Origin of the sequence: Vibrio sp. 10N.222.49.A3, assembly GCF_041475145.1 — a bacterium.
Taxonomy (GTDB): domain Bacteria; phylum Pseudomonadota; class Gammaproteobacteria; order Enterobacterales; family Vibrionaceae; genus Vibrio; species Vibrio tasmaniensis_A.
Map to the genome: position 1 here is coordinate 1 of NZ_JBFRVM010000304.1, position 4,825 is coordinate 4,825.

Annotated in this window: 5 protein-coding genes and 1 pseudogene; 5 read left to right on the forward strand and 1 reads right to left on the reverse strand. The window is 41.9% G+C overall.

Annotated elements, in window-relative coordinates; translation table 11 throughout:
- From AB4589_RS25240 to AB4589_RS25260, 5 genes are all read left to right on the forward strand, one after another.
- The coding region (locus tag AB4589_RS25240) for a hypothetical protein (protein WP_372101941.1) at window positions 1-310 on the forward strand (310 nt) is incomplete at its 5' end.
- Window positions 307-1,590, forward strand: a complete 1,284-nt coding sequence (locus AB4589_RS25245; RefSeq protein WP_372069613.1) for a replication initiation factor domain-containing protein — start codon at window positions 307-309, stop codon at window positions 1,588-1,590. The genes AB4589_RS25240 and AB4589_RS25245, both read left to right, overlap by 4 nt.
- A 2-nt stretch (window positions 1,591-1,592) precedes the next feature.
- Window positions 1,593-1,943, forward strand: a complete 351-nt coding sequence (locus AB4589_RS25250; protein WP_371709811.1) for a DUF1293 family protein — start codon at window positions 1,593-1,595, stop codon at window positions 1,941-1,943.
- Window positions 1,944-2,053: 110 nt separating this feature from the next.
- On the forward strand, window positions 2,054-2,725 hold the full coding sequence (locus AB4589_RS25255; RefSeq protein WP_371709812.1) for a gcrA cell cycle regulator family protein: 672 nt from the start codon (window positions 2,054-2,056) through the stop codon (window positions 2,723-2,725).
- A gap of 202 nt (window positions 2,726-2,927) precedes the next feature.
- Window positions 2,928-3,134: a hypothetical protein gene (locus AB4589_RS25260; RefSeq protein ID WP_122047589.1), complete on the forward strand. Its 207-nt coding sequence runs from the start codon at window positions 2,928-2,930 to the stop codon at window positions 3,132-3,134.
- Between the two features lie 251 nt (window positions 3,135-3,385).
- Here AB4589_RS25260 and AB4589_RS25265 read toward each other — a convergent pair.
- Window positions 3,386-4,731: pseudogene (locus AB4589_RS25265) on the reverse strand (ISNCY family transposase).
- Window positions 4,732-4,825: the final 94 nt, after the last annotated feature.

The window sequence follows — 4,825 nt, forward strand, 5'->3', positions numbered from 1 at the left end:
GGGTTTATGGCGCGTTTACCCTTTATTTAATTATACCCCTTGTTTTATACAGGATAGTGTTGACATTTACGAACCTGTAGGTTTAAGGCATATGAAAATGTACTTGACAGGGTTTGCTATGGAAACGATTTATTACGACATTTTGCCTGATTCATCCGTCTCAGTTTATGTCTGTGGTGAGTGGGATATGTTCAAGTCTTTCCGTAATTTGCAGTCTTGGTGTGAATATGAGTTCTTAGAGTTCGAGTTTATCGATATTACAGATACAACTTATCAGGAGCGTATTTCAATCATGGGGGTTCAGTTATGAGTCGCGCTTGTATTGATTGCGGTCATATCTACGAGGAATCTCTCAGGGTTTGTTGTCCTGTTTGTGGCTCTGCCTTTCTTAATCAGGTTTCAGTTGATGCCCCTGATGTTTTTAAGCGTAAGCATCCTTATAAGGTTTCCCCTAAACATGTTTATCGCCCTACAAAATCAGGTCTTCAACCTGAGTTCGTAAAGCATTCACCAGAAGAGTTCACTTTCATTGAGGACTACGAGCAATCACCTGTGATTGTCGATTACCTTAGCTTTACTGTGAAACTTTCAGATTTTCGTCACTGTAAAAAAGATGCGCCTTATTCCGGCATTCACTTTCCTGACGAACCCGTTTTTAACGCTCATACCGCTAAAACTTTTGAAGAAGTTGAAGCTTACAATCGTTATTTTCAGTCGGTTTACACTGAGTACCTTGAAGAGACTTTAAGACGCTTTATTCAATATGTTTTAGGGTTCAGCTATGGCTCTGTTCGTGGTAAAGGCTTCCAGTTTTATGAGGATTCTTTCGTTCTCACATCTGATTCTGGTGATGATTATTGTGGTCAAGTTGGGATAGGAGGGAATAGGGATACCGTTCACTTTCAGATACCTGCTCATGGTTGTAAGTGCCTGTTTTCTAGTCGTTCTTGTCACTTCTTGCACCATTGGCTTTCTACGGTTCTTTGCGTTAAAAACTTAGCTCGAATTGATTTGGCTTTTGATGATTATGATGGTGTCCATACTTGTGAGGCCGCGGAACGTGCTGCGCTTCTTGGTGGCTTTAAACGCTCTCGAGGCTTTAGTCCTAAAGTGAAAATTGGTGATGAGTTTCAATATGATTCCTCTGGTAACAAGGTTTTTACTCGTGAAGAACGTGATATCGGCTCTCGTCAATCGCTTGTTTACTGGCGTATCTATAACAAAAAATTAGAACGTAATATCAAGTCTGATAATTTTTCGTGGTATCGCTCTGAGGTTGAACTCAAGAAATATACCACTGACGTTCTTTTAAATCCTATCGGTCATTTCATTGGTTTGAATCAATATGCTGCTTCGATTGTTTCTACTGATGTTAAACCCGTTGTTAGTAAATCTAAGGGGCGTAAGCGTGTCGCTTGTGATGTGCTTTCGGCCTCGTACTGGGCTAAGCGTCAATATGGTCGCTTGGTAAATTCACTGCTTGAGCTTTATGAGGGAGATTTTGAAAGGGTGGTTACGTCTTTACTTCGTGATGATTCCGTTTTGTCTTATCCCTCTATGCATCAGAAATTAATAAATTCTTTGGAGTAATTATGGCTACACGTATTTTTGTATTGGGTATCGATTTTGTTTGGACTGCTTTTGGTGGTGAACAGGCTCAATTAAATATTTCTCGTCCTCTTCGTATTGTCGATACTGAGAACTATAAACGTCGTACTTTTGGTGAGTCAGGTGATGTGAATCAGAAGTATGACACACCACTTATGATTGACCGAGCTTATGCTGAAATGCTTGAGGAGACGGGCGCTCTTGTTCCTCGTCGTGAGTATGAAGTTGAACTTGGTTTGAACTTAAACGATCCATTAGCAGGGGCTATTGTGAATAAACTAATCCCTGTTGATGATGAAATCAAAAAGCATTTCGCTTCCTCTTTAAAGCAATAATTTGTCTCAAGAGCTAATTAATTTAATCGCTTTAGCCTCCCTGTTTTCGGCTTATTTATATTTGGGGGGCTAGGGTCTCTCATACTTAAAATAAAGGCTAGGGGGCTATAATGGACGGCTCATTTTTATCTCAAGACGTTAATCAAGATTGTTCTTTTGCGGATTTACTTGTGCGTTTACCTCAAGTTTCTGATAGTTCAGTTCAAATTGTTCAAAAATCTCGACCTAAGACTGTTAGTAAGAGTTGGACTGTTGAAGAGTCTCGTTATTTAGAAGAATTATTCTTTAAGGGGAAAAACCTTTCTACAATCGCTCAAAAGCTTGATCGTACTTTTCCGTCAGTAGAAAACCAGATTCGCAAGCTAAACCTTAAACGCTTCAAGGAGTTATCTAGAAAAGATACTGAGTATTTAAAACAAAACTATTGGATACTCGATGTTGAGACGTTGGCTAAAAAGCTAGGTCGTCAACCTGCCTCTATTCGTTATTTTGCGAATAAATTAGGGCTCAAGCGTGCCAAGTTAGATAGCGCTGAGCCTCCAATCCCTAGACGCCTAATGCCTTACGATATGGTTAAACGCCTATCTGTTCTAGAGCGAAACTCCCCAGATTCAAAAAGTCGTGTCGATGACTCCGTTGTGATCTTCTATGACAAAAAGGGTCCATCAACACCGATGATGGCCATGCACCTCGATGATTTATGTTTAGCACTTGATAGACACTTTAACCGTCGCGATGGTGTGACAGCTTCGGCTCTTACGCATGGTTATAAGGCGGTATAACATGAAGATTCAAAATAGAACTCATTCTTTTAAACGTCGCGATTGCTGTCCTCAGTGTGGTGATATTGACTTCATTTGTACTGAATACATTTCCGACAATCAAATCTACCTCTATGAAGAGCAATGTCCACGGTGTTATGATTTTTGGCAAATTGGTCTTGAAGATGACTGTCGCAAATATCCAAGTAAGGACATGATTTAAATGAAAGTTTATTATGAAGAGGTTTCCGCTGATATGGTTTCTACGTTTACGCCTGGTCAAGGTTGGTACTCGTTTAAGTCTATGTCAGATATGAATTCAACATTATCTTCTGAGTATGGTGATAGTCTTGAGCTTGTTGATTTGACGCCTGAGCTTTATCGTTCAATGCTTGCCTCTGGTGATTTTGACGGTTATGAGCCAGCTTAGTATTTCAGCCCGCAGGGATAAGCGAACGTGATCATGTTAAGGGGTCGATTCAGTTTGTTGAGCGATAAGCAGCGAAGCGTTTCAAAGCTCGAGAGAAAAACGAAACCCATCATATTGCTAAGCGCTTTTAAAGCTTGGTTAGGCTTTGTTGAGTGGTTCTAGGTGGCTATAGTTTTACTGGCTTTCTGAAAGCCCTATGTCAATCCCATTTTAAAATGTCCTTATTTGTCCCCAATAGAAATGTCCCCTTGTTAAGTCTTTCGACTGGAAGCTTTTAAGGGTTCGGTGAGGACGGGGTTGATGGCTCGAGGGGCTGTTTGAAGGGCTCTTTGTTGTGCACGGCGCTGGGGGCTTTCTTACTGCGGGTTCGTTGCTGTTGTTGTTCGAATTTTTCTTGTTGTTGCTGAGCAAATTTTAAAACTTGGCCGAGGCGTTTGTTGTCGACGATTTGGGTTTGTTGAACGTGCTCGAGTTTGTCGAAGGTTTTGAATTCGAGTTTTCGATGCCCGTACTGAATGGCGATTTCTCCATTTGGGTAGTCGAGTACCTTCACGGTTTCGTGCATTAATCGGCTGTTTTCTTCGGTAGGCTCAATGAGATAAATTACTTTATCGTATTGAAATGTCAGTGATTTTGAGAGCTTGCGGCTTTCTTGCCAACTGAAAATATCGTCGAGTTCTTGCTTGGATTCTCGAACCGGACGATGCATGTTTTTCGGGTATTGAGCGGGCTTAGCAAAGCGGTGGTTAAAATCGGCGATGAAGTAGGGAAGCCAGGCGTTGGCTTGCTCGATGGTGTTGATGCCTTGTAAGCGCATCTCTTTAACCAGCCGGTCTTGCAACGTGAGATTGGCTCGCTCAACACGGCCTTTGGCTTGGGAGCTGTTGGCACAAATGAGTTCTATCGCCAGCTCTTTCAGCACGCGCCCGTATTGGGTTTGGCCAACTTGTTTGTGTTTCTCCTGATTCACTCTAAATATGGAGTGTTTGTCGCTGTAAAATGCGATGGGTTTACCGTGCTCATTGAGGTATTCACGCGTCGCCAACATGTAGTCAAACGCGGATTCCGTTTCGCTGAATCTTAGGTTCATCAAGCGGCCAGTCGCATCGTCAATGAACACCAATAGGCAGCATTTGTCGCTGCGGCTTTCAAACCAGTCATGATGGGAGCCGTCAATTTGAATAAGTTCACCCAAGCAATCACGACGGTAACGAGGCTGATAGATCCGAGGTTTTCGTTGTGAGTGTGGGATCCAAAGGTTATCGGCAATCATCCATTGGCGAAGTGTCTCTAACGAGATAGCTAAATTATGATTTTCTATGATCTTTTCACGTGCAAATGTGGGCGAGAAATCAGAATAGTGTTTATGGATAGTCGAAAGAATCTCTTTGCGATATTCGTCAGAATAACGTCGATTACTGGGTTTACCTCTAGAAGCATGGGTTAAACTAGCCGCACCATGTTTACGTAGTTTGTTCATTAACCTTTGAACTTGACGCTCACTTAACGAAAGTATCTCTGCCGCATCAGTACGACGCAAACGATGTTCACAGACGTCTTGAATAACTTTGAATCGACTAATTTCTTTTTCACTCATGGCAATCAACATCTCAGTAGTCCTTAGTAACCGAAGCTGGTACATGAAATGTAGTCAGCAACCAGTGCTAAGGTGACATGATCTGCACCAGAAG